Source organism: Alishewanella sp. WH16-1 (assembly GCF_001441695.1).
Lineage (GTDB): Bacteria > Pseudomonadota > Gammaproteobacteria > Enterobacterales > Alteromonadaceae > Alishewanella > Alishewanella agri.
In genome coordinates, this window is the sequence record NZ_LCWL01000078.1 from 103,491 (window position 1) to 128,183 (window position 24,693).

A 24,693-nucleotide genomic window follows, 5' to 3' on the forward strand; every position below is an offset into this window, starting at 1 on the left:
CTCTATCGGCTTTTTAAAAATCAGGTTAAGTTAAGGCAATAAGTTTTCAGTTAATGGATTTATGCGTTATATCCTCGGTATTTCCTGCTATTACCATGATAGTGCCGCCTGTGTGCTGCGCGATGGGGTGATAGTCGCGGCAGCGCAGCAGGAGCGTTTTAGCCGCCTGAAACATGACGCTGGCTTCCCCGCCGACGCCATTCGCTATTGTTTGCGCGAAGCAGGGATAGATCTCAGTGAGCTAAGTGCCGTAGTGTTTTACGATAAGCCGTTACTGAAATTTGAACGTTTGCTGGAAACCTATCTGGCACATGCGCCGCGCGGTTTTCGCTCGTTTTTAATGGCGATGCCGGTTTGGCTAAAAGAAAAACTGTATTTAAAAACCGTATTAAGGCGTGAGCTTCGGGCGTTAGCCGGGCTGGATCGCAAAACGCCACTACCCAAATTGTTGTTTAGCCAGCACCATCAGGCGCATGCTGCCTCGGCGTTTTATGCAAGCCCCTATCAGGAGGCGGCGGTGATCTGTCTGGATGGGGTTGGCGAGTGGGCGACATCCACTATCTGGCATGGCCAGGGTAATCAGCTAAGGCCTTTAGCGGAACTGCATTTTCCGCATTCATTAGGTTTACTGTATTCGGCCTTTACCTATTACTGCGGCTTTAAGGTGAATTCCGGCGAATACAAGTTAATGGGGCTGGCGCCTTATGGTGAGCCTAAGTATGTTGAGCTGATTTATCGCGAATTAATTAGCGTGCGCGAGGATGGCAGCTTTGCACTGAATATGCGCTATTTTGCTTACCCGGTTGGCTCACGCATGATTAATCAGCGTTTTGCCGCTTTGTTTGGCGCACCACCGTTAACAGCAGACGCCGAACCCGGTCAACTCTATCTCGACTTAGCCGCTTCCATTCAGCAAGTGACCGAAGAGATCGTACTGAAAATTGCCCGTCATGCCCAACAACTGACCGGCGCCAGCAAGCTTTGTCTGGCGGGTGGTGTCGCCTTAAATTGTGTCGCCAATGGTCGCTTATTGCGCGAGGGGCCTTTTCAGGAGCTTTGGATCCAACCGGCTGCCGGCGATGCCGGTGGTGCTCTGGGCGCGGCCTTACTAGCCTGGTATCAGTATTTTCAGCAGCCACGGCACAGCGATGAGCAGCAGGACCAGATGCAGGGGAGCTATCTGGGGCCAGCCTATAGCGACAGCGAAATCCAGGCGCTGTTACAGGCAGAGCAGGCACCCTATCAGTACTTGAGCGAGCCGCAGCTGTATCCGGAAGTGGCACGGTTACTAGCGGCGGGTAAGGTGGTCGGGTGGTTTCAAGGGCGGATGGAATTTGGACCGCGGGCACTCGGGAATCGCTCCATTCTTGGTGATGCGCGCAGCCCGGTGATGCAAAGTATCCTGAACCTGAAAATTAAACAGCGCGAATCTTTTCGCCCTTTTGCACCGGCGGTGCTAGTCGAGGATTTGCAGCAGTATTTTCAACTTAACCACCCCAGCCCCTATATGTTGTTAGTAGCCAAGTTGGCCGCAGAATTACAACTTGAGGTGGCGCCGGGGTTAAGCGGTTTAGCCCGGCTGGCGCAACAGCGCTCCAGTCTGCCGGCCATTACGCACATTGATTACAGTGCCAGAGTGCAGACGGTCAGTGCCGATACTAACCCACGTTTTTATCAGCTGTTGCAGCACTTTAAAGCTCAGACCGGCACCTCAGTGCTGATTAATACTTCGTTTAATGTCCGGGGCGAGCCACCGGTTTGCAGCCCGGCTGATGCCTTGCAGGGCTTCTATGCGACCGATATGGATGTACTGGTGCTGGGCAACTGCCTGCTACATAAAGCTGACCAGCCTGCTGTGAAACTACAGGCGGCGCGCCAGCGCGTCTTTGCCGCAGATTAGTGCCGGGGAGCAGATAACAGATGAGTGCGCTGTTACTAAAAAAAACTGACCACAAGGGGCTGCGCCAATTTGGCCTGCAAATGGCGCTGGTGATCCCAATACTATTTGGTCTCTTGCTACCCTGGCTTTTTGGCTGGTTTTGGCCACTCTGGCCTTGGATGGTCGCTGCAGGATTTTTATCGCTGGCGCTGGCTTATGCGCCAGGTTTATATTATCCCTATCGGGTATGGATGGCTTTTGCGGCGGTTATGGGCTGGCTGAATACCCGACTGCTGCTTGGCGTGGTGTTTTATCTGTTGATGGCACCACTTGGGCTACTACTCAGGTTAACCGGTAAGCTGCAGTACCAGCTGCACCCTAAAGGTAACAGTTATTGGCGCATGCCCGATAAAGAGCCAACGGCAAAAGACTTGGAGGATCCATTCTAATGCAGGAATTTTTAACTGATTTATGGGCCTTTTTGCGAGTGCGCAAAAAAATCTGGTTGTTACCCATTATTTTGGTGTTGGCGTTGTTAGGCGGGCTGATCGTTGTCAGTCAGCAGTCTGCGCTGGCGGGCTTTATCTATACCTTATTCTAAGCGCCAAATTCGCTAAAGCTGAGTAAATGCTGTATGCTGCGCGCCCTTCCTTTTGAAGGGCACTGCAGCTGCGGGCAGAGATTTTCGCAGCACCACTGCGGGAATACGCATGCAATTTACTGATTTACCTTTAGCGGTTGAGCTGCTCAAAGCGGTAGCTGAAAAAGGCTACACTACACCTTCACCTATTCAACAACAAGCTATCCCTGCGGTACTGGCGGGGCGCGACTTGATGGCCGCCGCCCAAACCGGTACCGGCAAAACGGCTGGCTTTACCCTACCTTTGCTGCAGCGTTTAAATGACAGTCGCGAGCAAGGCCGTAAAGTACAGCCAAATCAAGTACGGGCCCTGATCTTAACCCCAACCCGTGAACTGGCCGCGCAAGTGGCCGAAAGTGTGCAGCTGTATGGTAAGCACTTACCGCTACGCAGTACGCTGGTATTTGGTGGCGTTAAAATTAACCCGCAGATGATGGCGCTGCGTAAAGGCGTTGATATTCTGATTGCCACGCCGGGCCGGTTGCTGGATTTATACCAGCAAAACGCGGTGCGCTTTAATCAGCTGGAAATTCTGGTGCTGGATGAAGCCGACCGGATGCTGGATATGGGCTTTATCCGCGATATTAAGAAAATTCTGGCGCTGTTACCGCCGAAGCGGCAGAACCTGTTATTTTCGGCCACCTTTTCTGAAGAGATCCGCACCCTGGCCAAAGGCCTGCTGCATGAACCGCTGGAAGTGACGGTAACGCCGCCCAATAGCACGGTAGAGCGGATTGAGCAGTGGTTATACCCGGTTGATAAAGGCCAGAAAGCCAATTTACTGATCCAGCAAATCAAGCAACATAACTGGCAGCAGGTGCTGGTGTTTACCAAAACCAAACATGGCGCCAATAAGCTGACCTTATTGCTGGAAAAAGCGGGCATCAGCGCCATGGCTATCCATGGCAATAAAAGCCAGAATGCCCGCACCAAAGCACTGGCTGAGTTTAAAGCCGGCGGCATCCGGGTGTTAGTGGCAACGGATATTGCTGCTCGTGGCCTCGATATCCAGCAATTACCGCAGGTCGTCAATTATGAGCTGCCAAATGTTGCTGAAGACTATGTGCACCGCATTGGCCGCACCGGTCGTGCCGGTGCCGCTGGTTTGGCGGTATCGCTGGTCTGTGCTGAAGAGATGAAAGAGCTGAAAGGTATTGAAAAGCTGATTAAACAGCTGTTACCACGCAAAGTTATCGAGGGTTTTGCGCCGCAGCAGTCGTTGCCCGAGACGATGTTAAGTACTGCACCGGTTAAGCCGAAGAAACCGAAAAAGCCAAAAACCTACGCTCAACCCAGAGCCTTAGTTAGCGCGAACACGGCGCGCTAAAGCAACACAAGCCGCCGGTTCGAAATATCCGGCGGCACTCTTGTTTCAACCGCAGATCGGCTTATACTCCCGTACAGGTCGTACTTTGGAGTTAGCTGGTATGTACGGGTATATTGCGCGGCAACCCATCTTTAACGCAGCAAAAGAGACCATCGGTTACGAGCTGCTATTTCACGATGGTGAGGTTAATTCCTTTCCGAAAATAGATGCCGACGAAGTTTTTGCCCGCCCGGAAATGCTGAAGCATAAGCAGCTAAGTTCTAATTAAGCGAACTTACTGCAGTCGTTTGCATTATTACCTCTAGTTTTTCTTAACAATATGCCAGCAGCGTTATGCACTCAATATTTCTATGTCTGTGGCGTCGCAGCAGCCATAAATCGCTGCTTTGCATACGTATGCACCAAAAAAAGGCATAACCTGACACGGAATCTGCGGTAATTTAATCAACATAACCAGATCAACAGACAAGGTAATCGCTGATGCAAATAAAACACGCCACCCTAAGCGCTCTGGCGCTGTCGATGTTGCTTGCTTGTGGTAAAGCACCTGCGCCGGAACAGGCTACGCCGGCAGCCGCCGCAAATCCTAAAACAGACGCCGCTGCAGAGCCTGCCGGTAAGCCCGTGGTGTATCAGGTATTTACCCGCCTATTTGGTAATACGAATACCACTAACAAGCCCTGGGGTACACTGGAAGAAAATGGTGTCGGTAAGTTTAGTGACTTTAACGATGCTGCGCTCAAAGGTATTAAAGCCTTAGGTACAACCCATATCTGGTATACCGGCGTGCCGCACCATGCGGTGATCCGTGATTATACCGCCTATGGCATCAGCAACGACGACCCTGATGTGGTAAAGGGTCGTGCCGGTTCACCCTATGCAGTGAAAGACTATTACAGTGTGAATCCGGATCTGGCTGACGACCCGGCCAATCGGCTGGAAGAATTCCAGGCGCTGATCGCCCGCACCCATCAGCATGGGATGAAGGTATTGATCGATATCGTCCCTAATCATGTGGCCCGGCGTTACGAGTCACTGGCTAAGCCGGAGGGTGTGCGTGATTTTGGTGCGGATGACGATACCAGCGTGGAATATGCCCGTGATAATAATTTTTACTATGTTCCGGGTTCCGCCTTCCAAGTTCCGACCTGGCCTGCAGATTATCAGGTGCTGGGTGGTGACGCTCACCCGCTTGCCGATGGCAAATTTGCCGAAGTGCCGGCGAAATGGACCGGTAATGGCGCCCGTTCGGTGCAGCCGGCTTTTGACGACTGGTATGAAACGGTAAAAATCAACTTTGGTGTGCGTCCGGATGGTAGTTACGACTTTGACAAACTACCGGCCGACTATGCTGAGAAAGATTGGCAAGCGCATTATCAGTTCTGGCAAGGCAAAGAAGTGCCCAACACCTGGATTAAATTCCGTGACATCGTGTTGTACTGGACTGCGATGGGCGTTGATGGCTTCCGCTACGATATGGCCGAGATGGTACCAGTGGAATTCTGGAGCTATTTAAATTCGCATATTAAACAACAAAACCCGGACGCCTTTTTATTGGCCGAGGTGTATCAACCGCATTTATACCGCGACTATATCAAGCTTGGTTTAATGGATTACCTGTACGATAAAGTCGAGTTTTACGACAGCCTGAAGCTGGTGATGCAGGGTAAAGGCCCGACGTCTGAGCTGGTGACCATTCAACAGCGGATGGCCGATATTGAACAGCATATGCTGCACTTTCTGGAAAACCATGACGAGCAGCGAATTGCTGCCCCGGAATTTGCCGGCGATGCACGCAAAGGGATGCCGGCGATGGTGGTGTCAGCCTTGATCAGCACATCCCCGACCATGCTTTATTTTGGCCAGGATGTCGGCGAACCCGGTGCAGCTGACGCTGGTTTTGGTAAGGCCAGCCGCACCACCATCTTTGATTACTGGGGCGTACCCCATCACCAACGCTGGATGAATGGTGGTAAATTTGATGGCGGAGCGTTAAGTCCGGCAGAGCGTGAGTTGCGGCAATTCTATGAAACCTTAATGCAGTTTAGTGCCAAGGCGCCGGCGTTAAACGGTGCCTACCGTGAGTTGCACACTGACAACCTGGCTGCCGGCAGTGCTTATTCAGAGCAGCAATTAGCATTCGCCCGTTATAACCAACAGCAGCAATTGTTAGTTGTTAGCCATTTTAACCCGCAACAGGGCATTGAATTCAGTCTGCAACTGCCGGCAGATTTAATCACCGCCTGGCAATTGAGTGATGGTAAATATTTACTGCAAGATCAACTGACGGGTAAAACTAATGAATTAGTCGTCACCGCCGGTAAGGGGGAGGTGCAAGTCAAGCTGGCAGCGCTGGGCTCTGTGGTGTATCAACTTAATCGGCAGGGGGAGTAATGTGCAAAGTGTTTAGTTGGGCCCTCACTACTGCGAGTGCCCTAACCTTATCGCTGGCGCCATTATTTGCACTGGCAGTTGAGCATTATCAAAGTCACCGCATTACGCCGCAAGGAGTGGTATTAACCACTGATCAGGGCGAAGTGAGCGTTGAGTTCTATAACCCGCACAGTGTCGCAGTTTGGTATCAGCCTGCCGGGGTAACTCAGTTACCCTCGCTGCTGATCGGTAATCCGGCGCAGCCGGTTGAGCTGGCGCTAGCCAGCTCCGAGCAGCAATTAACACTGCAAAGTGATGCCTTGCAACTGGTGATCAACAAAAGCCCGTTAAGTATTGCTTTTTACCGCGATGGCGAGCTGTTAACCCGGGATCAGGCCGGCCTAATTCAAGCAGATGGTCAGCTGGGTTTTGATTTTAGCCTTGCCGAGCAGGAAAAATTAGCTGGTGCCGGGCAGCGAGTGCTGGGCATGGATCGCCGCGGTCATAAGTTACCGCTCTATAACAAGGCACATTATGGCTACAGCACCGAATCGAGCCAGATGTACTTTAGCCTGGCCGGTATTTTATCCGATAAAAACTATATGTTGCTGTTTGATAATGGCGCCACTGGTGAGCTGGATCTGGGCCATAGCCAGACAGATCAGTTACGTTTTCGTGTTCAGGGCGGCCGCAGTAGCTATCTGCTGGTCGCCGCTGATACGACGCCTGAGCTGATCCAGCAGTATCTGGCGGTCAGTGGCAAACCGCCATTACCCGCGCGCTGGACCTTAGGCAACTATGCCTCGCGCTTTGGTTATCGCACCGAGGCAGAGGCGCGGGCGGTGGTGCAAAAATTCCGCGATCTTAAGCTGCCACTAGATGCCATTGTGATCGATCTGTACTGGTTCGGGCCGGATATTCAGGGCCATATGGGTAATCTGGACTGGGATCGTGAAGCTTTCCCGAATCCAGAGCAGATGCTGGCTGATTTTGCCGCCGATGGCGTTAAAACGATCCTGGTGACTGAGCCCTTTATTCTGACTAGCTCCAAGCGCTGGGATGAAGCGGTTGCAGCGGGGGCTATCGCACCGGGACCGGATGGTCAGCCAAAGACCTTTGATTTTTACTTTGGTAATACGGGTCTGGTTGATGTGTTTAATCCCAAAGCCGCCGATTGGTTCTGGCAGCGTTACCATGAGTTATTATCGCAAGGTGTTGGTGGTATTTGGGGCGATCTGGGCGAGCCTGAAGTGCACCCGGCCGATACCTATCATTATCTGCCGGGCATTGGCTTACAGCCTGCCGATGCAGTGCATAATGCCTATGGCCATCGCTGGGCTGAGTTGGTGCATCAGGGCTATCGCCGTGATTTCCCGGCACAGCGGCCCTTTATTATGATGCGCGCCGGCAGCTTAGGTTCGCAGCGCTTTGGTATGGTACCCTGGACCGGTGATGTCGATCGTAGCTGGGGCGGATTAAAGCCGCAGGTCGAACTGGCGCTGCAAATGGGCTTATTTGGTTTTGGTTGGATCCACTCTGACTTAGGTGGCTTTGCCGGTGGTGAAGTCTTTGATCCTGAGCTGTATATCCGCTGGCTGCAATATGGCGTGTTTCAGCCGGTGTACCGGCCACATGCCCAGGAGCATATTGCGCCTGAGCCGGTATTCCATAGCGACGAAGTGATTAACACCCTGCGCCCCTGGTTGGAGCTACGCTACCGACTGCTGCCATATAACTATACGTTGGCCTATCAGCATAGCCAAAGCGGGATACCGCTAATGCGGCCGTTGTTTTTCCTGGATGAGCAAAACGCCGCGCTACGCGATGAAGCCAACAGCTATTTATGGGGCGATGCCTTTTTAGTGGCGCCGGTAACGGAACCAGGCGTAACAAGCTGGCCGGTAAATCTGCCACAAGGTGTCTGGTTCGATTTCTTTAGCGGCGAGCGGCTGGAAGGTGGTCAGGTGCTACAGCGCCCGGTAACGATCGACACCATTCCGGTGCTGGTAAAAGCCGGTAGCTTTATTCCGATGACCGACAGCTTGCAACGCACCGCGGATTATCAGGGCAAGGCGTTAACGCTGCACTATTACGCCGATCAGAGTGTCGCTGCCAGCCAGTACAGCCTGTTTGAAGATGATGGCGTAACGCCGGATTCGGTTGCTAAGGGCCAGTATGAGCTGCTGCATTTCGCGGCCACGACGGAAAACAACAGGCTAACGCTGAACTTTAGCCGCGAAGGCGGGGAGTATCAGGGCACGCCGGCCAGCCGCGATTTAACGCTGGTGCTGCATAACCAACGTGGCAAGGCGCGCAAAATCTATCTGGATGGCCGTTATATCCCGATTGTTGCCCAGCCGCAGCGCTTTGCCCGCGGTGAAAATATCGCCTGGTATGACAAAGCGAATAAGCAGTTAAAGATTAAGCTGCCACTTACCGCAGAAACTAAGCAGCTAAGGTTGCACTACTAAACGGAGGTGGCGATGCGCTTAGGTTCTTTCAGGCTATTAAGTGTTATTGCATTAATGCTAGGTTGTTATAGCGTTTCGCCGCTTGCCGCTAGCATTAAGCGGGTTGAGCCACTGAACTGGTGGGTTGGTATGCAGCACCCGACTGTTGAGCTGATGTTGTACGGGGATAAGTTAGCAGAGCTGACACCTAAGCTCAGCTATCCCGGGGTTAGCATCAGCGCGGTACATCGTACCGATAACCCGAATTATCTGTTTGTCGAGCTGACGCTGTCTGCTGATGCGGCAGCAGGCACCTTGCCACTGCAGCTTTGGCGCGACGCACAGGCCGTACAGCAAGTCGATTACCCGTTATTGGCACGAAGTGACGGTTCGGCACAGCGTCAGGGCTTCTCACCAGCCGATGCGATTTATCTGATTACGCCGGATCGCTTTGTAAATGGCGACCCCAGTAACGACAGCGTACCCGGGATGCTGGAGCAAGCGAACCGGCAGGATGACAACGGCCGTCATGGTGGCGATCTGGCTGGGATGCAACAAGCATTACCGTATTTACAACAGCTGGGAGTGACTGCGGTTTGGCCAACGCCACTAACCGAGAATAATCAACCGGCTTTCTCTTATCACGGCTATTCTGCCACCGACTTTTACCGGGTAGATCCCCGCTTTGGCAGCAATGCGCAGTTCCGCGACTTTGTTGCAGCCGCCAATTCGCTCGGTATTAAGGTGATTCAGGATATTATTGTGAACCATATAGGCAGTAATCACTGGTGGCTGCCGGACTTACCGGCTAAAGACTGGCTGAACTTCCCGAGCGGCGATGGCAATGGCAACTTTGTGCCAACCAATCATAACCGCAGCACCATTCAGGACCCTTATGCGGCCGATATTGATCGCGAGCTATTTACCGATGGCTGGTTTGTTGACACCATGCCGGATCTGAATCAGCGTAACCCCAGATTAGCGACCTATCTTATTCAGAATAGTATCTGGTGGGTGGAATACGCCGGGTTGTCCGGTATCCGGGAAGATACCTATTCTTATGCCGATAAAGCCTTTTTAAGCGAGTGGGGCCGGCGCATTATGCAGGAGTATCCTCAGTTTAATATTGTGGGTGAAGAATGGAGCCCGAATCCGCTTATCGTCTCGTACTGGCAGGCCGGCAAGCAGAATAAAGATGGTTATGTTTCGCATACTCCGGCGATGCTCGACTTCCCGCTGTATGACGCCCTGCTAAAATCACTGGCAGAGCCGGAGAGCTGGAATAGCGGCTGGATCCGGCTGTATGAAATGCTGAGCAATGACCATGTCTATGCCAACCCCTTCAATTTAGTGATCTTTGAGGGTAACCATGACACCGCCCGCTTATTTTCAGTGCTGGGCGAAGATCAAGACTTGTTCCGGATGGCGCTAAGTTACCTCTTTACCATGCGCGGTATTCCACAGCTGTTTTATGGCACTGAGCTGGCGCTGACCAGCCCGCCACAGCGTGATGATGGCAAAGTACGGGCCGATTTTCCCGGCGGTTGGGCGGGCGATAAAGTCAATGCCTTTACCGGCGTGGGGTTAACGGATACCCAGCGCATGGCGCAGCAACTGGTCAGCCGGCTGCTAAACTGGCGTAAAACTGCCAGCGCGATCCATCAGGGTAAGCTACTGCACTTTGCGCCGGATCGCGGCACCTATACCTATTTCCGCTATAACGAGCAGCAAACGGTGATGGTGGTGCTGAATAAGCAGCCGCATCCGGTAACACTGGAGCTGGCGCGTTTTAGGCAGGTACTGCCTGCAGGTGTGCAGGCAACAGAGGTGCTAACCGGTGCGAAATTGCAGCTTAAGCAGCAGCTAACCGTGCCGGCGCGGGGCGTATTGGTATTAGATATTCGCTAAACTGCGACTGTTCTGCCATAGTTAGCAGTGATTTTTTCATTGTTTAACAGGGACTTTCCAATGCGAATTAAAGAACTGCTTGCTGTAGCCTGCTTGGTCGCGCTACTGCCATTGGCAGTAAGCGATGCCTGCACCCGGGCTGTCTATAAGGGCCCGGAGCAAACCATTATTACCGCCCGCTCGATGGACTGGAAAGATGAAATTCCGGCGAATCTTTGGTTATTTCCGCGCGGTATCGATCGCCGGGGCGAGGTCGGTCCCAACTCGGTACGCTGGACCGCCAAATATGGCAGTGTGTTGGCCAGTGTCTTTAGCGTGATTCGCAATGCCTTGGTGCCCTTTGGTATTTCCTCCGAAGCCGAACCCAATATTCCCTCGACCCGCTGGCGCAGTCTAAACCGGCGCAGCCGTTTGTGTTTGCCGGTCTGTAAAACCTATCAATCGCGGTGCCTTCGCGGCGTTGCGCCTTGCTGAATACGTATTCATCTTGTTCTTGCCGCTAAATGCAGGTATCAAACAGCCTGACAGGTAAATAATTATAAAACCGCAACAGAGACCATCATTATGCAAACCAAACCAAACCTTGGCTTTTGGCAGATTTGGAATATGTGCTTTGGGTTTTTTGGCATTCAGTTTGGCTTTGCCCTGCAAAATGGCAACGTCAGCCGAATCTTCCAAACCCTGGGCGCCGACATGGAGCAAATTCCGATCCTGTGGATCGCCGCCCCGCTAACCGGCTTATTGGTTCAGCCGATCATTGGCCACTTTAGTGATAAAACCTGGACTAAGCTGGGCCGGCGCCGGCCGTTCTTTTTATACGGCGCTTTAGCCACTACCGCTGCGCTGGTGATAATGCCAAACTCGCCGACCTTGTGGATCGCCGCCGGTATGCTGTGGATTTTAGACGCCGCCATTAACGTGACGATGGAGCCGTTTCGCGCCTTTGTTGGTGATAACCTGAATAAACAGCAGCGGCCGACCGGCTTTGCCATGCAATCCTTTTTTATCGGTGTCGGTGCGGTGGTCGCGTCTGCCTTACCCTGGATTATGACCAACTGGTTTGGTGTCGCCAATACGGCTGCCGAAGGCATGATCCCGGATTCGGTGGTGTACTCTTTCTATGCCGGTGGTGTGGTACTGTTTTTAGCGGTGGGCTGGACCATTATCTCCAGTAAAGAATATAGCCCGGAGCAACTGGCTGCCTTTGATGCCGCTGAGCAGGCAGCACACCCTAGTGCCCCTATGGCAACCCCGGCTCAGGATTACTGGCGTAGTGGCGCCGCTGCTGTGGTGATTGGCGTGGCAGCCTTTGCTGCGGTGGCATTCTGGCAGCTGGATAAGCAACTGTATTTACTCGGCGCCTTAGTTGCCGCCTTTGGTTTACTGCAATGGGCGGCCAGCTGGTTTAAGCAACAGCAAAACCGCAATATGCTGGTGCAGCTGACCGATGATTTATTTACCATGCCGAAAACCATGCGCCAACTGGCTGTGGTGCAGTTTTTCTCCTGGTTTCCGTTATTCGCGATGTGGATCTACACCACCGCCGCCGTTACCAGCTACCACTATGGCACCACCGATACGACCTCGGTAGCCTATAACAATGGCGCTGACTGGGTTGGGGTATTGTTTGCGGTGTATAACGGTTTCGCCGCTATCGCTGCGTTGCTGATCCCGCTACTGGTTAAAGCCACTAGTACGCAAAAAGCGCACTGTATTAACCTGTTATTCGGCGCCCTGGGTTTATTCTCCTTCTTCCTGATTAAAGATCCGGCGCTGCTGTGGTTACCGATGATTGCCATTGGTATTGCCTGGGCCTCGATTTTGTCACTGCCTTATGCGCTGCTATCTAACTGTTTACCCGCCCATAAAATGGGGGTGTATATGGGGATGTTTAATATCTTTATCGTGTTACCGCAGCTGCTGGCGGCAGCTATTCTGGGCAGCCTGGTGGGCTATCTGTTCCAGGGGCAGGCGATTTATGCGCTGGCGATTGGTGGCGTAAGTTATGTAATAGCGGCACTTTATGTGTTGCGGATAAAAACCGAAACAGTAAAGGGATAAACCATGTTAAGAACCTCATTAACCGCGCTGACGCTGGCGCTGGCACTTAGTGCCTGCAAGCCGGCGCCACAGCAAACTGAAACTGTTGCCGCACCGCTGGCGGCGAGCGCTGCAGCTGAGTCTACCCCCTGGTGGCAGGATGCGGTGTTTTATCAGATTTGGCCGCGTAGCTTTTATGATACGACCGGCGATGGCCATGGCGATTTCAATGGTATGACCGCCAAGCTGCCGTATTTACAGGAGCTGGGTATTAATGCCATCTGGTTAACGCCGATGTTTGAAGCGCCCTCCTATCACGGTTACGACTTTACTGAGTTTTATCAGGTGGAGCGTGACTACGGCAGTATGGCCGAATTTGAGGCCTTTATTCAGGCCGCTGATGCCAAAGGCATTAAGGTCATTCTGGATTTAGTGATTAACCATATCTCGCGTGAGCACGAGTGGTTTCAAAAGTCAGCCGAAGGCATCGCGCCCTATAAAGATTACTTTGTCTGGCGTAAGGACTTACCAGCCAAAGGCGAAGGCTGGGGCCATGCCTGGGCTGATAATGATCAGCCGGACGCAGTTTGGCACTTTGATGAGCGGCGCGGTGAGTATTATTACGCCGCCTTTGGTGCGACCCAGCCGGATCTGAATTTAGAACACCCGGATGTGGTGGCCGAAATGAAGAAGATGGCGAAATTCTGGTTGGACAAGGGTGTGGCCGGTTTCCGCTTAGATGCGGTGCGCTTTGTGATGGAAAGTGGCCCGGATGGTCAGGCCGATTTGCCGGCGACCATTGATTATTGGCGCGATTTTAATGCCTTTGTCAAAAGCGTGAACCCGGAAGCTTATTTAGTTGGCGAAGCCTGGGTTGATATCCCGATTGCCGCCAAATATTGGGGCAACGGTGAGGGGCTGGATCAGGGTTTTGACTTTGAAGTGGGTTATAAAATTATTGGTCAGCTGCAGCAAAATGCTGGCAATGCTGCGCAGTTTGGTACTATTAGCGGCACCCAAAGTGGCGAATTACACCCGCTACAGGAAAACCTGCAACGCCGTCTGGATTCGTCCGCGCCACTGGCGTTCTTCACGCCGTTTTTAACTAACCATGATCAGGACCGCGTCGCTTTTCAGTTAAGCGGTGATCGTGCGGCGGTACTGCAAAAATCCAAACTGGCCGCGGCCATGCTGTTTAGCTCGCCCGGTACTAAGTATCTTTACTACGGTGAAGAGATTGGCTTAACGCAGGCACAAAGTGGCCACGATGTATACAAACGCGCACCGATGCTGTGGAACACTGAGGCCCAGGCTGGCTTTACTGCAGCGCCGCTTAGCTGGGTAGAGCAAAAAGAGCAGTTTACCGTGCAGTTTGCCGATTGGTGGCCGGGCTTTTTACAGCAGCAGTTAAGCGTCGGTGGTAATACCGTTGCAGAGCAACAAGCCCAGCCAGACTCACTGTGGCGGCTGTATCAGTTCTTAATCGCGCAGAAAAAGCAGCGGCCCGAGCTAAAACTGGCAGGCAGCTATCAGGTGACAGAGCCTGTTACCGGCCTGCTGCAGATTGACCGCGAGTTAAATGGCAGCCATACCCGCTTTGTGCTGAACCTGAGTGAACAGCCGTTAGATATTAGTGCCACCCTGGATAGCAAGCTCAAGGCCAGCTGGGGCTTTGATCTTAATGCCAGTCAACTGGCTCCCTATGGTTTAGTAGTGCTGCAAAGCCAATAAGGTCTCCCTGCTCCCGGTTGCAGTAGGTTGTCGCTGCCGGGAGTTTCTGCTGTACAGATCTGTTGCGACTAAAAGCCGATAGTCCCCTGTCTAAGTCCGCGCTACACTGACTATATTATCCTTAGCTAAGGGAATGCCGGATGTCGCATCGCGCCCATTTATTTTCGTTACGGATTTGCCATGCTTTGCGTGAGAGTCTGGCCGAGGGTTATAACCGGCACAAGCTGGTCAAAGACTTACTGGCCGGTGTTACGGTCGGCATTATTGCGATACCGCTGGCGATGGCGTTGGCGATTGCATCCGGTGTACCACCTCAATATGGGCTTTATACGGCCATTATCGCCGGTTTTGTGATTGCCCTGACCGGCGGCTCACGTTTTAGTATTTCCGGGCCGACTGCTGCCTTTGTGGTGATCCTGTATCCGATAGCGTTAAAGTACGGTTTAAGTGGTCTATTGCTCGCCTCAGTGCTGGCCGGAGTGATGCTGGTGGCGATGGCGCTGTTTCGCTTGGGCCGCTTAATTGAATATATCCCGGAGTCAGTAACCCTCGGCTTTACCTCAGGTATTGCAATTGTGATCGTGATTTTGCAAATCAAAGACTTCTTTGGTTTGCCATTGGCGGCGTTACCTGAGCATTTTGGCGATAAGATCTGGTTACTTGGCCAGCAATTACCACACTTTGCCTGGCCAAGCTTGTTGATCGCTACTGTCACACTGGCAGTAATGATTGGCTGGCGCCGTTTAAATACTGCTATTCCGCCGCATCTGCCGGCGCTCTTGGTCGGTACCTTACTGGGGTTGTTATTACTGCAATTTGGTATTGATTTACCGACGGTGGCCTCGCGTTTTAGTTATACCGCTGCTGATGGCAGCCTGGCTGCCGGGGTGCCGCCGTACTTGCCCTATTTTGACTGGCCCTGGAACCGCCCCGGCCCCGCTGGTGAGCCACTGAGTTTTAGCTGGCAGCTGGCAAAAGATTTATTGGCTGCCGCCTTTGCTATTGCCATGTTAGGGGCCATTGAATCGCTACTCTGTGCGGTGGTGCTGGATAATGCCAGTGGCCGGCGCCATAGTGCTAATAGCGAATTATTGGGGCAGGGCCTCGGGAATATTATTACGCCGTTCTTTGGTGGCATTACGGCCACCGCGGCGCTGGCGCGCTCATCAGCGAATTTTAAAGCCGGCGCCCAGTCGCCCATCGCTGCTATGGTGCATGCCTTGGTGGTGCTATTCGCTTTATTACTGCTAACACCAGTGTTGGCCTATCTGCCAATGGCAGCTTTAGCCGCGCTGTTGGTCATGGTGGCCTGGGGCATGAGTGAAGCCCCGAAAGCCTGGCACTTACTGAAAACCGCGCCACGAGGCGATGTGCTGGTGTTTTTAGTCTGCCTGTTACTGACCGTAGTATTTGATATGGTGATCGCCATTACCGCCGGTATTTTGCTGGCAACCATGCTGTTTATGAAAGATATTGCTGCGATGACTAAGGTCACAGATATCAGCGGCAACCGCAAGCAAGTTGAACAGGCATTACCTGAAGGTTGGAAGGTATTAAAAATCAGCGGCCCGCTGTTTTTTGCCGCTGCCGATCGGATTTTTGCCGAAGTGGCACTGATTAGCCAGCAGCAACGGGGGCTGATATTGTATATGGACGGTGTGCCACTACTAGATGCCGGTGGTCTGGCTGCCTTGGATAAGTTGTTAGATCACTGCCGTAAACAAAGGGTGGAATTATTGATTGCTGATCTGCAGTTTCAGCCACTAAAAACCCTGGCTAAGGCCGGCGTTAAGCCAGAGCCGGGGCAGCTGACGTTTTACCCGACCTTACGCGAGGCGCTGGAGCAGCTTGCTGGTCGCCAGGCAGAGCAAACTTTGCCTGACGCTGCGCTACTCAGTTAGCGGGCGAGCCGGCAGCACCACAGGATTGCCGTACCACCAGTTTAGGTTCGATCAGCGTATCAGTAATCGGCTGGTTGTTGATCAGTTTCAGCAGGTTATTCACTAATAGCTCACCGGCTTTGCTGGTATCCTGCTGAATAGTACTTAAGCCCGGTGAGGCAAAAGAGGCGGCGGGGATATCATCAAAGCCCATCACAGCGATCTGCTCTGGTACGTTAATGCCACGACGTTTCAGGCAGCGCATTACGCCAATCGCAATCAAGTCACTGGCGCAGAAAATCGCATCGATACTGACACCACTGTCCAGCAAGGCAGCAGTGGCTTGATCGCCGGCACTTTCGGTTGAGATCGCATCAAAATGCGGTACCTGTTGTGGCGTAATCCCGGCTTTGGCAAGTGCATCAATAAAGCCCTGATAGCGGGCGCTGAATTCCGGGCTGCCCTCTGAAGCATTACCAATAAAAGCAAAATGGCGGTGGCCGGTATGCAGTAAATGCTCGCCGGCCAGATAGCCACCCTGCCAGTTATTGCTGCGAATAGTAAACTCCGGATGGCCTAGTACTTCGGCCCCCCAGCAGACAAAGTGAGTTTGCTGCGCCAGTAATTTGGCCAGCTTTTCTTCGTAATCAACATAGTCGCCATAGCCCAGCAGGATAATGCCATCGGCTTTCTTACTGTCTTCATAGTCGGCATGCCAGTCGTCACTGAGTTGCTGAAACGACACCAGTAAATCCTGGCCGTTACGGGCGCAGGCGCGGGTAATGCTGCCAAGCATCGATAAAAAGAACGGATTGATCAGCGACTCGTCGGTGGTGGGATCTTCAAACAGCAGTAACGCCAGCGTGCTGCTGCGCTGTTTGCGCAGATTACTGGCATTTTTATCCACCTTATAGTTCAGCTGGCGGGCAATCGCCTGCACCTTTTCGCGGGTTTCTTTGTTTACCTGTGGGCTGTCACGCAGCGCACGCGACACCGTGGACTGCGATACTCCGGCCAGATAGGCGATATCAAAAGAGGTGGCTTTATCTTTCATGCTGTACTCTTAGCGGCGATACCTGCTTGTACGTTAACACGGCGTCACAGGTTTAGTCTCGGTATCATAGAGTGAATCGGTGTCAGATTCAATGCACAGCAGCGGCGGTAACCATTCGGCATTTTGCAGCTAAAGGCCGCTTTTCTAACGAAATTTCGCTCTGGTTGTCGCAGGGCTGAGCCGGTATGATGCGCCCTCCCGGAGGTTTGTCATGAAATTCGTCTCACCCTCACTCTGGCAAGTGATGTTACTGGCTGCAGTGATTGCTATCACCCCACTGGCAATAGATATGTATTTGCCAGCCTTACCGCTGATGGCCTCAGCCTTAGCTACTACTAATGCTCTGGTGCAACAATCGTTAAGTATTTATCTGGCGGCCTATGCGCTGGGTATGCTGTTATTTGGTCCCTTGGCTGATATGCTGGGGCGCCGCCCGCTGGCATTATTTGGCTTAACCGGCTTTCTGGTCGCCAGTTTGGCGCTGAGTCTGGTAAGCAGTATCGAAGGTTTTTTACTTTGGCGTGCGTTACAGGCATTTTGTGGTGCGGCAGCGACAGTGGTGATCCCCGGTATAGTGCGGCATCTTTACCAACAGCATACGGCTAAGGGCATGTCCTATGTGTCGATGATTATGATGCTGGCGCCGCTGATTGCACCTGCAATTGGCAGCGGCGTGATGTATGTCACCCACTGGCAGCATATCTTTTCGTTGCTGGCGTTGTATGCCGCCATTATGCTGCTATTGTGCTGGCACTTTTTACCAGAGATTAAACAACAAAGTGGCAATAGCGCCCGGCCGGCATTTTTCAGTGGCTATCAGCAGGTGTTTGCTAACCGCTCAGCCTGGCCCTTTATCGCCATTTCGATGTTTGCGTCCTTTAGCTTTTTTACCTTTCTCACGGCCGTATCTTTTGTCTATATCAGCTATTTCGGCGTCAGCGAGCAGCTATTTGCGCTGCTATTTGGTTTAAACGTCTCTGCTTTGATGCTGGCGAACTTTACTAACAGTCGACTGGTAACCCGGCTGGGGCCAATGCGGATGCTGAGTATTGGCCTGGTGCTGGCTTTATTGGCGGCAACCAGCCTGACGGCGGTTAACGCAGCCGGGTTGGGGTTATGGTTTACGGTATTAAGTATTGCGCCGCTGATGGCCAGCTTAGGGCTGATGGCGACGAATGCTGATGCGCTGATCCTGATGCAGTTTCCACAGCACAGTGGCACCGCAACGGCAGTAATTGGTACCTTACGCTTTGGCAGTGGCGCTTTGGCCGGTCCGTTGTTGGGCTTACTTTATACCGGCACGGCATTACCGTTCTCGTTGCTGATGCTGGCCGGTACTTTGTGTATTTTAGGTTCAGTGATCTGGGCTAAAGCCCTCGGTCACTAGACGATTACTAAATCTTACAGGCGCCGCCGCTACACTCGTCATCGTCATCGCCAAACTGCGGTTCAGCGGCAGCGCTATTAGCGGCAGCCAGCTGGGCCGCGACGGAATCTTCGGCGGCGTCAAAATCTAAATGGTCTAAGTCGAGGTCAAAGTCTGACATGGCAAGGTTTCCTGGTTGCTGTGGCAGCAGAATCGCTGCCATGGCAGCAAGTGTAGCAGAGCTGGAGGCGACTGAAAAAGCCTGAGCAGTAATTTCGTCAGCGGGCTATCCCTGCTATCATAGCGCAACTTTTCCAGCCGGCCGGAGCTTACCGATGACGACTTTAACGCTGCAAACCCCTGATGATTGGCACCTGCATTTTCGTGATGGCGATATGTTACTGGAAACCGTACCGGCCACGGCGCGGGTGTTTCAGCGTGCTATCGTGATGCCTAATTTAGTGCCACCGGTTACCACCGCCGAGATGGCAGTTGCCTACCGCGATCGTATTCTGGCAGCACGGCCGGCCGGTAGCCGCTTTCAGCCGCTGGTCACCTTATATTTAACCGATAAAACCAGCAAAGCTGATATTCAGCAAGCCAAAGCGGCAGGGGTCGTGGCGGCTAAGTTATATCCGGCCGGTGCCACGACGAACTCCAGCTCAGGTGTCGCGGCGCTGGATGCCTTATATCCGGTATTTGAGGCAATGGCCGAAGCCGGTATGTTGCTGCTGATCCATGGCGAAGTGACCGATCATGAAATTGATATCTTCGACCGTGAGAAAGTATTTATCGACCGCTACCTGCAGCATATCGTGGCGCGCTTGCCGTCACTAAAGGTGGTGTTTGAGCATATTACTACTGCTGACGCCGCCAGCTTTGTTGCCGAAGCCTCAGCTAATGTGGCCGCAACGATTACGCCACAGCATTTACTGTTGAACCGTAATGATATGTTAGTCGGTGGTATCCGGCCGCATAACTACTGCTTGCCGGTATTAAAACGCCGCACTCATCAGGAAGCGCTGCGTGCCGCGGTGGCCAGCGGCTCAGCCAAGTTTTTCCTCGGTACCGACTCGGCGCCGCATGAAAAACACCGCAAAGAATCGGCCTGCGGCTGTGCCGGCTGCTACAGCGCGCACAGTGCTATCGAGTTATATGCGCAGGTGTTTGATGAGCTGGGCTGCCTCGATAAGTTGGAAGCCTTTGCCAGCCACTATGGTGCTGATTTCTATGGTTTACCGCGCAACAGCGGCACCATTACGCTGGTACAACAGGAATGGCAGGTGCCGGCGGAAATTATTCTGCCAAACGGTCATCCGATAGTGCCATTTTTCGGTGGTCAGACCCTGAAATGGAAATTACAGCAGGGTATTCAGTAAACACAGATTGCTGAAGATTATTGCCGCAGATATTGCAGTAACCGATCTAAAGCCCGGTAACTGAGCGCTTCCAGCAAGTGGGGGCGCTCAATTTGCGGACTCTGCTGCAGATCGGCAATAGTGCGGCTGACTTTTAGTAGCTTGTGATAGGTCCGGGCTGATAATTTAAATTTCTGTAGGGTGTTTTCTAAAAACGTCGCATCGCTGCTACTCAATGGGCAGTACCGATTCAGCTCCCGCCCTAATAAACGGGCATTGGCTTTGCCCTGACGCGCTAATTGCAATTGCCTGGCGGCCAGCACCCGTTGCTGCACCTGCTGGCTGCTTTCTTCCGCTTGCTGACTGCTCAGGCTACCTGCGGGTAATAACGGCACTTCGATTTGTAATTCAATCCGTTCCAGAAAAGGCCCGGACAAGCGGTTCAGGTAACGCAGAATTTCACCATGATTGGCGCGGCCGTCCTCATGATGGCCGGTGGGGCTGGGGTTTAGCGCCGCCACCAGCTGAAATTGTGCCGGAAACTCGGCCTGCCTTGCGGCCCGGGAAACGTGAATCGTCCCGGTTTCCAGGGGTTCCCGTAATACATCCAATACTTTACGCGGAAATTCGGTGACTTCATCTAAAAATAACACCCCGTGATGCGCCAGTGAAATTTCACCCGGCCTGGGTACTGACCCGCTGTCATTTGCAGTAATTAATGAGACTATAGGTAAATTTTACTTAAATATCGGGCTGTTTTTTTCACAATTAAGTGAGACAGTTATTCAGAAATAGATGATACCGAGGTATAAATGAGTAGTAATAGTCGATACCAGCCCATACCTAAACAAACACGTAAAATAAAACCTACACGTAGAAGTGTGTCAGGCGTATACGCATTTAGAGGTGAAACCTCTATTCCTTACGAATCTACACTAGAACGTGATTTCATCATTCGCAATGAGTTTGACCTTGGTGTTTCAGAAATAATTCCTCAGCCAGTGGTCATCCCATTTAAAACAAGAAGTGGACGCACATATTCATACACTCCCGATTTTTTGGTTTATCGGTCGTTAGGTCTTGCAACTTATTCTCGATATCCAAAGCCAGTTCTAGTGGAGGTAAAACCATACACGGAGTGGAAAAAAAATTGGCGTGAATGGTCTGCTAAATGGAAAGCTGCACGTAGATTCGCTCGGGAACAAGGCTGGGAGTTCAGGATATACGATGAGTCCAGAATTAGAGATGAAGTCCTAAAAAACATTATGTTTTTAAGTCGATATCAGCGCCTGGAATTCTCAAATGAAGATAGTATTCATATCATTGAATCAGTGAGAGAGCGTGGGGCTGTTGAGTTTCATGCTTTGCTGGCTAGGCACTTCATGGGTATTTATCGAGCTACTGGGATATCACACATATGGCATTTGGTCGCGACCAACCAATTGAAATGTGACCTATCCATTCCGTTATCTGACTTTTCTGAATTATGGGTCAACTGAATATGGACAGAGAATTCGAAGATGAAAAAGAAGTCGGCTCATTTCCGGTAAACCGTGCCGTAGTCGATACTCAGATTGGCAATTATGTTGTCCACGATACTATTGTTTATCGCATCTCTGAGGTTTTGGATTTTGAGTCGATCATAGGCGTCTCCGTTGATACGGGGAAAAGCAAACCTCTGCGTATTAAAGAGCTTACTCCATTTGAAGAAAACGGCGGTCCAAGCGGTTCAATAGGGCTTGATCAACAGGCAATTGCTGACAAAGATTGGCAAGTAGCAGAGCAACGTTACTTGGCAATTAAGCCATTGCTCAATCAAAGCTTTATTTCTAAATCAGACTTTGAGGCTAGAGCAAAAGAAGTTAAAGCCAGTACTGCCACTCTTTATCGTTGGCTCAGCAGATTTAAAGCATATGGGGTTGTATCTGCCCTAGTTCCTCGTAAACGTGGATGGAAGGAAGGGAATAAACGGATCACCGGTGCCATTGAACTCATTATTGATGCGGCTATCAAGTCTGTTTACCTTACACAGCAGCGCTCACGTGTGCACAAGACCGTTGAAGAGGTAAGACGGGTATGCGAGCTAAGGGGAATTGCTGCACCTGCTGGGAATACCATTAGAGAGCGTATAAAGGCAATACCTGAAAAGGTGCGCTTAAGGTCTCGAGGTGAAGCGGAGAAAGCCAAAAATAAGTACTCAGCAACTCCTGGGCGCTTTCCAAATGCAGATGCTCCTTTGCTTGTTGTTCAGATCGACCACACACCTCTTGACATCATTTTAGTAGATGATGAATACCGGCTGCCAATTGGTCGACCATGGATAACGCTGGCGATCGACGTATATAGCCGCATGGTAACTGGATATTATGTTTCGTTTGACCCACCTTCTGAAACATCAGTCGCAATGTGTGTTGCCCATTCTATTTGTCCAAAGGATGAATGGTTGTTGTTGCACGGCGTCAATGCTGAATGGCCTGTCTGGGGTAAACCTAGAACTATCCACGTTGATAACGGAGCGGAGTTTCGCTCGGGGACGTTCAGAAAGTCTTGCTTGATGCACAATATAAATCTCGAATTCAGGCCTGTTAAGCAGCCTCAATACGGTGGGCATATAGAACGTCTGTTAGGGACGTTTTTATTTGAAATCCATGATTTACCAGGAACGACGTTTTCGTCCATCAAAGACCGCGACGGCTATGACTCTGATAAGCATTCAGCAATGACGAAATCAGAGTTCGAGACATGGCTAGCGGGGCATATATGTCGTGTTTATCATAAACGCCCACACTCCTCACTTGGAATAACACCTTTTAGGCAGTGGGAAATTGGTGTCTTTGGTAATGAACAAGTCGTCGGATCTGGGCTACCACCACGGCCAGCAGACCGACTCACGTTGTTACTCGATTTTATGCCATGCGAGATGAGAACAATTCAGTCATTCGGCGTCACCATTGATTATTTACCCTACTACGCAGATGCGTTACGACCTTGGATTAATAGTGCAGACCCAGACAACCCAGAAAAGAAACGTAAGTTTATCTTTCGATATGACCCAAGAGATTTAAGTAAGATTTGGTTTTTTGATCCCGAAATCAAGCAGTACTTTAAAGTACCTTTTGCCGATCTAAAATTTCCGCCTATTAGCGTTTGGGAGTATAGATTGGCAAAGGAACGTCTTAATGCTGAAGGGAAAAAGAGTTTCAACCAGTTTGAAGTTTATCAAGCGATTACTGATCTCAGAAATCATGTGGAAGAATCTAAAGCTAAAACAAAACGTGCCCGAAGGTTAGCTCAGCGACGAGTTGAGCATGAGAAGTCTCGCGAAGAAATTGCAGTATTGTCCGTAGAGAGTTCATCACCGACAAATTTTGTTGCAAAACCTAGTCTTTCTAATGACTTATTAGACGGTGATATCGAAGCATTTGGAGACATACTATGAATTCACTTGAGCATATACATAAAGATTTCAGGCATGTTGTTGGCTTTTCCGACGCAGATAGGGTCCACTTCATTAACGAAAAACGCTGGATTGGTTATGATCAGGCTCACCATATTCTGGATACGATGCAGAATCTGATGCAAATGCCTAAGCGAACTAGGATGCCTAGTCTTCTAGTCGTGGCCGATAGCAACAATGGGAAAAGCACTATCGTTGAGCGTTTCAAAGATATTTATGGGCAAGCATACGTAAATGATCATTCAGACCCGGTTAAACCTGTGATCGTTGCGGAATCGCCACCCGCAGCAGATGAAAAAGGACTATTAGTCTCAATTCTCGAGCAGTTCTACGCTCCATATAGAGCGACAGACCCGGTTGTGAAATTGCGGTACCAAGTCATTCATTTATTTCGCTCATGTAATACCCAAATACTGATCATTGACGAATTTCATTCATTGGTTACCGGCACGGCGATAAAACAGCGGGAGGTGATGAATGCCATCAAGTTGCTCTGTAATGAGTTAAAGATCCCTATCGTTGGTGTTGGCACTCGTGAAGCCGTCCGAGCCTTACATACGGATCCTCAGCATGCTAGCCGGTTTGATGTCATTACATTGCCTACATGGGAACTCAATAAATCATTTCAGAGGTTGCTGGCAGCGTTCGAGACAGTACTTCCGCTGAAGTTAGCGTCCCAGCTGCATCTTCCTGAGACTGCAACCCTCCTACATACGATCTCAGAGGGTAACATCGGTAACTTGCATAGTTTACTACGCCAGTGTGCGATTAAGGCCATTCGGTCTGGTCAGGAACAAATCACTAAAGCCATCATTGAAGAACATAAATGGATCCGACCTACTCGTGGCATTCGGGAAGTTCAGTTGTAAGTTCTAAATGGGGTCTTCCCGTCCCCTTGTTTGCAGATGAAGGGTTAGCGTCCTTCTTACTGCGGCTAAGCTACGCATATGGACTTGAGAGCATTGCTTTGGGGGAGATACTCTGGCCGAAGCAACGAGTCTGGACTACGGATACTGACAGAATGGAGCAAAGCAAGCTTTTGGTTCTGTCTCAAGTTACTGGCATCGAGATTGCACTACTTAATAAAACGACATTGGATTTTATTGAATCAAGAATTTCAAGTCGTAAGCCATGCCACAGATTAGGGATCGTAACTCCCTGGATACTCCCTTTAGGATGTAAAAACCGACAACGTGAAGGAGGATACAGTGTTCGGCGTCAACTATCTTG

At 51.3% G+C, this 24,693-nt stretch carries 21 protein-coding genes; 18 read left to right on the forward strand and 3 right to left on the reverse strand.

Translation table 11 applies throughout. From position 1 onward, the window contains the following. Positions 1 to 61 precede the first annotated feature (61 nt). The 12 genes from AAY72_RS07555 (at position 62) to dauA (ending at position 16,249) form a co-directional block, all read left to right on the forward strand. Entirely contained in the window at positions 62 to 1,900 is a 1,839-nt protein-coding gene (locus tag AAY72_RS07555; protein ID WP_057786496.1) for a carbamoyltransferase, read from the forward strand. A gap of 20 nt (positions 1,901 to 1,920) precedes the next feature. After that, positions 1,921 to 2,328, forward strand: a complete 408-nt coding sequence (locus tag AAY72_RS07560) for an SxtJ family membrane protein (protein WP_057786497.1) — start codon at positions 1,921 to 1,923, stop codon at positions 2,326 to 2,328. Then, on the forward strand, positions 2,328 to 2,480 hold the full coding sequence (locus AAY72_RS16815) for a DUF5989 family protein (RefSeq protein ID WP_008606468.1): 153 nt from the start codon (positions 2,328 to 2,330) through the stop codon (positions 2,478 to 2,480). The genes AAY72_RS07560 and AAY72_RS16815 overlap by 1 nt, the downstream gene beginning before the upstream one ends. Positions 2,481 to 2,589: 109 nt before the next feature. Beyond that, positions 2,590 to 3,846 (forward strand): DEAD/DEAH box helicase, encoded by a 1,257-nt coding sequence (locus tag AAY72_RS07565; RefSeq protein WP_057786499.1) that lies wholly within the window; start codon positions 2,590 to 2,592, stop codon positions 3,844 to 3,846. Positions 3,847 to 3,946: 100 nt separating this feature from the next. Then, positions 3,947 to 4,114, forward strand: coding sequence for a hypothetical protein (locus AAY72_RS16710; protein ID WP_008606470.1), 168 nt, complete (start codon positions 3,947 to 3,949; stop codon positions 4,112 to 4,114). A 212-nt stretch (positions 4,115 to 4,326) separates the two neighbouring features. Continuing rightward, on the forward strand, positions 4,327 to 6,240 hold the full coding sequence (locus AAY72_RS07575; protein WP_057786504.1) for an alpha-amylase family protein: 1,914 nt from the start codon (positions 4,327 to 4,329) through the stop codon (positions 6,238 to 6,240). Continuing rightward, positions 6,240 to 8,690, forward strand: coding sequence for a TIM-barrel domain-containing protein (locus tag AAY72_RS07580; protein ID WP_057786506.1), 2,451 nt, complete (start codon positions 6,240 to 6,242; stop codon positions 8,688 to 8,690). Before AAY72_RS07575 ends, AAY72_RS07580 begins: the two co-directional genes overlap by 1 nt. A gap of 12 nt (positions 8,691 to 8,702) precedes the next feature. Beyond that, on the forward strand, positions 8,703 to 10,577 hold the full coding sequence (locus tag AAY72_RS07585) for a glycoside hydrolase family 13 protein (RefSeq protein ID WP_057786508.1): 1,875 nt from the start codon (positions 8,703 to 8,705) through the stop codon (positions 10,575 to 10,577). Positions 10,578 to 10,637: 60 nt separating this feature from the next. Further along, positions 10,638 to 11,051, forward strand: a complete 414-nt coding sequence (locus AAY72_RS07590; protein WP_082628964.1) for a penicillin acylase — start codon at positions 10,638 to 10,640, stop codon at positions 11,049 to 11,051. 90 nt (positions 11,052 to 11,141) lie between these two features. Next, positions 11,142 to 12,638, forward strand: a complete 1,497-nt coding sequence (locus AAY72_RS07595) for an MFS transporter (RefSeq protein ID WP_057786510.1) — start codon at positions 11,142 to 11,144, stop codon at positions 12,636 to 12,638. A gap of 3 nt (positions 12,639 to 12,641) precedes the next feature. After that, a complete protein-coding gene (locus AAY72_RS07600; RefSeq protein WP_057786512.1) occupies positions 12,642 to 14,348 on the forward strand; it encodes an alpha-amylase family glycosyl hydrolase in 1,707 nt (568 codons plus the stop codon). A gap of 140 nt (positions 14,349 to 14,488) precedes the next feature. Next, the gene (dauA, locus tag AAY72_RS07605) at positions 14,489 to 16,249 is read left to right on the forward strand and encodes a C4-dicarboxylic acid transporter DauA (protein WP_057786513.1); all 1,761 of its coding nucleotides are present in this window, start codon (positions 14,489 to 14,491) and stop codon (positions 16,247 to 16,249) included. Here the strand turns inward: dauA and AAY72_RS07610 are convergent. After that, positions 16,242 to 17,282 (reverse strand): LacI family DNA-binding transcriptional regulator, encoded by a 1,041-nt coding sequence (locus AAY72_RS07610; protein WP_057786515.1) that lies wholly within the window; start codon positions 17,280 to 17,282, stop codon positions 16,242 to 16,244. The two genes, dauA and AAY72_RS07610, sit on opposite strands and share 8 nt — an antisense overlap. A 211-nt stretch (positions 17,283 to 17,493) precedes the next feature. Here AAY72_RS07610 and AAY72_RS07615 point away from each other — a divergent pair, with 211 nt between their 5' ends. After that, positions 17,494 to 18,669, forward strand: coding sequence for a multidrug effflux MFS transporter (locus AAY72_RS07615; RefSeq protein WP_057786517.1), 1,176 nt, complete (start codon positions 17,494 to 17,496; stop codon positions 18,667 to 18,669). A 7-nt stretch (positions 18,670 to 18,676) separates the two neighbouring features. Here the strand turns inward: AAY72_RS07615 and AAY72_RS16820 are convergent, their stop codons facing one another. Further along, positions 18,677 to 18,829 (reverse strand): hypothetical protein, encoded by a 153-nt coding sequence (locus tag AAY72_RS16820; protein ID WP_169313479.1) that lies wholly within the window; start codon positions 18,827 to 18,829, stop codon positions 18,677 to 18,679. A gap of 154 nt (positions 18,830 to 18,983) precedes the next feature. On the opposite strand from AAY72_RS16820, the gene pyrC reads away from it, so the two are divergent. After that, complete coding sequence (gene pyrC, locus AAY72_RS07625; protein WP_008950389.1) at positions 18,984 to 20,027, forward strand: dihydroorotase; 1,044 nt, start codon at positions 18,984 to 18,986, stop codon at positions 20,025 to 20,027. A gap of 17 nt (positions 20,028 to 20,044) precedes the next feature. Here the strand turns inward: pyrC and AAY72_RS07630 are convergent, their stop codons facing one another. Continuing rightward, entirely contained in the window at positions 20,045 to 20,734 is a 690-nt protein-coding gene (locus tag AAY72_RS07630; protein ID WP_369815341.1) for an ATP-binding protein, read from the reverse strand. A gap of 84 nt (positions 20,735 to 20,818) precedes the next feature. On the opposite strand from AAY72_RS07630, the gene AAY72_RS07635 reads away from it, so the two are divergent. From AAY72_RS07635 to AAY72_RS16910, 4 genes are all read left to right on the forward strand, one after another. Continuing rightward, the gene (locus tag AAY72_RS07635; RefSeq protein WP_082628965.1) at positions 20,819 to 21,505 is read left to right on the forward strand and encodes a TnsA endonuclease N-terminal domain-containing protein; all 687 of its coding nucleotides are present in this window, start codon (positions 20,819 to 20,821) and stop codon (positions 21,503 to 21,505) included. Between the two features lie 2 nt (positions 21,506 to 21,507). Then, on the forward strand, positions 21,508 to 23,445 hold the full coding sequence (locus AAY72_RS07640; RefSeq protein WP_057786522.1) for a Mu transposase C-terminal domain-containing protein: 1,938 nt from the start codon (positions 21,508 to 21,510) through the stop codon (positions 23,443 to 23,445). Continuing rightward, positions 23,442 to 24,332: a TniB family NTP-binding protein gene (locus tag AAY72_RS07645; RefSeq protein ID WP_057786523.1), complete on the forward strand. Its 891-nt coding sequence runs from the start codon at positions 23,442 to 23,444 to the stop codon at positions 24,330 to 24,332. The genes AAY72_RS07640 and AAY72_RS07645 overlap by 4 nt, the downstream gene beginning before the upstream one ends. 152 nt (positions 24,333 to 24,484) lie before the next feature. Next, a partial coding sequence (locus AAY72_RS16910) for a hypothetical protein (protein WP_231728923.1) occupies positions 24,485 to 24,693 on the forward strand: 209 nt, incomplete at its 3' end.

Bases quoted from the DNA above. Each gene is read 5' to 3' on its own strand.
- AAY72_RS07635 (WP_082628965.1), top strand. From the start codon at position 20,819: ATGAGTAGTAATAGTCGATACCAGCCCATACCTAAACAAACACGTAAA.
- AAY72_RS07565 (WP_057786499.1), top strand. From the start codon at position 2,590: ATGCAATTTACTGATTTACCTTTAGCGGTTGAGCTGCTCAAAGCGGTA.
- AAY72_RS07640 (WP_057786522.1), top strand. From the start codon at position 21,508: ATGGACAGAGAATTCGAAGATGAAAAAGAAGTCGGCTCATTTCCGGTA.
- AAY72_RS07555 (WP_057786496.1), top strand. From the start codon at position 62: ATGCGTTATATCCTCGGTATTTCCTGCTATTACCATGATAGTGCCGCC.
- AAY72_RS07610 (WP_057786515.1), bottom strand. From the start codon at position 17,282: ATGAAAGATAAAGCCACCTCTTTTGATATCGCCTATCTGGCCGGAGTA.
- AAY72_RS16820 (WP_169313479.1), bottom strand. From the start codon at position 18,829: ATGTCAGACTTTGACCTCGACTTAGACCATTTAGATTTTGACGCCGCC.
- AAY72_RS07580 (WP_057786506.1), top strand. From the start codon at position 6,240: ATGTGCAAAGTGTTTAGTTGGGCCCTCACTACTGCGAGTGCCCTAACC.
- dauA (WP_057786513.1), top strand. From the start codon at position 14,489: ATGTCGCATCGCGCCCATTTATTTTCGTTACGGATTTGCCATGCTTTG.
- AAY72_RS07585 (WP_057786508.1), top strand. From the start codon at position 8,703: ATGCGCTTAGGTTCTTTCAGGCTATTAAGTGTTATTGCATTAATGCTA.
- AAY72_RS07645 (WP_057786523.1), top strand. From the start codon at position 23,442: ATGAATTCACTTGAGCATATACATAAAGATTTCAGGCATGTTGTTGGC.
- AAY72_RS07615 (WP_057786517.1), top strand. From the start codon at position 17,494: ATGAAATTCGTCTCACCCTCACTCTGGCAAGTGATGTTACTGGCTGCA.
- AAY72_RS07590 (WP_082628964.1), top strand. From the start codon at position 10,638: ATGCGAATTAAAGAACTGCTTGCTGTAGCCTGCTTGGTCGCGCTACTG.
- AAY72_RS07595 (WP_057786510.1), top strand. From the start codon at position 11,142: ATGCAAACCAAACCAAACCTTGGCTTTTGGCAGATTTGGAATATGTGC.
- AAY72_RS07600 (WP_057786512.1), top strand. From the start codon at position 12,642: ATGTTAAGAACCTCATTAACCGCGCTGACGCTGGCGCTGGCACTTAGT.
- AAY72_RS07560 (WP_057786497.1), top strand. From the start codon at position 1,921: ATGAGTGCGCTGTTACTAAAAAAAACTGACCACAAGGGGCTGCGCCAA.
- AAY72_RS16710 (WP_008606470.1), top strand. From the start codon at position 3,947: ATGTACGGGTATATTGCGCGGCAACCCATCTTTAACGCAGCAAAAGAG.
- pyrC (WP_008950389.1), top strand. From the start codon at position 18,984: ATGACGACTTTAACGCTGCAAACCCCTGATGATTGGCACCTGCATTTT.
- AAY72_RS07575 (WP_057786504.1), top strand. From the start codon at position 4,327: ATGCAAATAAAACACGCCACCCTAAGCGCTCTGGCGCTGTCGATGTTG.
- AAY72_RS16815 (WP_008606468.1), top strand. From the start codon at position 2,328: ATGCAGGAATTTTTAACTGATTTATGGGCCTTTTTGCGAGTGCGCAAA.